At 40.4% G+C, this 2,615-nt stretch carries 4 protein-coding genes; all 4 read right to left on the bottom strand.

What is annotated here, in order from left to right; all coding sequences use genetic code 11:
- Positions 1–923: helix-turn-helix domain-containing protein (locus ACWATR_RS39305; protein ID WP_460345602.1), on the bottom strand; the 923-nt coding region annotated here is incomplete at its 3' end.
- Positions 924–1,011: 88 nt separating this feature from the next.
- Positions 1,012–1,752: a hypothetical protein gene (locus ACWATR_RS39310; protein WP_460345605.1), complete on the bottom strand. Its 741-nt coding sequence runs from the start codon at positions 1,750–1,752 to the stop codon at positions 1,012–1,014.
- Between the two features lie 2 nt (positions 1,753–1,754).
- Positions 1,755–2,222: a hypothetical protein gene (locus tag ACWATR_RS39315; protein WP_460345608.1), complete on the bottom strand. Its 468-nt coding sequence runs from the start codon at positions 2,220–2,222 to the stop codon at positions 1,755–1,757.
- A 3-nt stretch (positions 2,223–2,225) separates the two neighbouring features.
- The coding region (locus ACWATR_RS39320) for a tyrosine-type recombinase/integrase (protein ID WP_460345611.1) at positions 2,226–2,615 on the bottom strand (390 nt) is incomplete at its 5' end.

Raw genomic sequence — 2,615 nt, forward strand, 5'->3', positions numbered from 1 at the left:
CCAACTGCTTGTGCTACTTCTTGGACTTTTGCTTGACCTCTTGCTAACAGCATATATGCTTGCTGCATTCGATAGTCATGTAAATAACCAAACACTGTTTTTCCAAAAACTTGACGAAAACCCTGCTTTAACTTGTAGTCATTCAGCTTTACTTGCCGAGATAATTCTAATAATGAAGGTGGATTTTTAAGACTATGGATTATAATTTCCTTTGCTTGATAAATTCTCTCAACATCATCCAAAGCTAAAGAAATTTCTGATTTAGCAGGTGATACGGGTTCTACAAACTGGCTAAACTGAAGCATCATCAGTTCAATTGCCTTGGCTTCCAAATATAGACGCTTCATTAATCCTTGAAAAGGACAATTTAAAATTTGTTGCAGAGCCAGTTGCATTTCCGGTGTCGTGATTCCCTGGCGATAATGAGCTGGCAGTGAAGTGCCAGCAGCAACTTTTTGTAATTCACAAGGAAGATATTGTAATTGATTAGCATCAAACTCGCTAAAGAACTTTGCCAGATCAATCCAAATTTGTAATCTTAAAACTTTCTGTCCTGCTTCATACTCATCACTTTCCTTGATATCTGGTAAAAATTCTAAATAATTATGACCTACAACTTCATCTGCCGAATTTGCCAAATTTTGTAAAAATGTCTTGGTATTACCTCTAATAAAAAAGCTTAATGTTGTCAAATCATAATTCCCATGTTCTGCGATTTTAATGAAATTATCTATAGGTTGAATTTCATAAGTTCTGATATGTAACCCAGAGCGAAGCGGCATATACCATTCCTGCCAATGAAAATATTTTGTATTTACCTCTGTAGATTCTTCGTAGATATCAGAATTTGAGCTAAATTGATGATTTGTTTGATTTTCATTTAACATTTCGTACCAATCTTGGTCATACAAAACTATTGTCATAATTTCAAGAGAACAATATATTTCAGTTAAGGGTAGTATTTTTGATATTTATTGATATTATCTCTCATTTGGGTTTTAACCTGATTATTTATTCTCCCATCAATATGGTCTGTTTATTTCCACCGTGTTGTAATAGTACAATGCTATTGTTACTAGTCATAGTTTCTGAGCTTTTCACCCAAATATTCCGACTGTTATAAAAATCTCCACGTTGCTCCAAGGTAAAACCACCAAGCAACAATCCTAACCACACCTCCACCATCGGCATTTGCAACACACGTTGCAGTTTAACTAAAGAAATCTCATCTTTGACATTTATCAGATGGTTAGCGATCGCACTCTGCCATTTTTCCACATCTTCATCTGATGCCAAATTGCGGACATCTTCTAAAGTTGTCACCTCATCGAGCATTGCCAAAACATTCGCTTTTTCAACAGGTGCTGCTACAGAATCACCCTCCTGGTTAGGAGATGAAAATTGGTGTGGGCCATGTGGTTTAAAGGTTTGTGGTGTTTGCGGTTCAATCAAATCATCTAAATCGAGGTGCATTGTTGTCCGCACTAGACCAGCAAAGAGATCGGTGCTAACAATAGGGCCCAAAAGACTATTGCGATCGCGGGTATCTTGCAACAGCACTTCGGCACGAGACTTAAGAATATCCGCAATTTGACTGAAGGCAAGCGCTGCGGTTAATAATTGTGCCTCCAAAGGTAAATTCTCTAGCTCGGCATCCAAACATTCCCACATCGATACAAGTGAGGATGTCGCTGGAGATTCTGACAACTCATCTAATACATCCCAGATTGTTAATTGGCGGTATGTGGTCATTGCTACAATTCAGGATTTAACGGGCAGGGTCGCACTGGGCAGTAGCTTGAGGTAATCTCAAACATATCCTTATATTGATATAGTGAAACACTGTATTGTTTCGCAAAAGCCTGCAACACCTGATCTGTATAGGCGCGGATCTTGCCAGCCGTTAACCCAAAACAGTGAATTGGTGCTAATCGACAAATAGGCTGTTGCCCCAGCCAGAGTTCTGCGCCCAAGGCGTGCAATGGTTTATCCCCTGGTTCTTTATACAAATACAACACTGCAAAATATGTTGCTGGTGGTTCGACTGCGATCGCATCAATTTCTGCTGAATTATTCTGGGAGCGGTGGCGGTAAAACGAACGGCGATTATGACAGACTTTGGGATTCCAACACCTGTCCCCTGCTGTTCCATGTAAAACTTTGGCTTGGGCAGTTGGTAGTTTGGAACATAGTTGACATTTGGGATCAAGTGGCTTTGGCATAATCTACTCTGCTTCCTCTTCACCAATCGCGCGATAGTAAGCAGCGATCGCCGCTTCTTGTTCGCTGCGAAGGGTATAGCGCCGAAAGGCTTTCTCGCTTTGATGTCCTGTTAATTTTCGTGCATGGCTGGGGTCAACTCCCAATAGCAATAAGTCAGTGGCATAGGTGTGGCGAAAGGAGTGAGGATGTAAATCCTCAATATGAGCTATTTCACCAATTTTTTCTACAGCGAAGTAAATGCCGTGATAACTTAAGCGTTCACCTTTGTACGAAGCATGGTGTGAAATCATCAGTGGACTAAGGCTGTTTAACACCTCTCCTTGCTGTGAGCGCGTAAGCAAATACTCTGCTAAAACTTCCCGACTATCTTTTCGCAGTGGAACTAAGCGTGG

The organism is Nostoc sp. UIC 10890 (assembly GCF_054786515.1).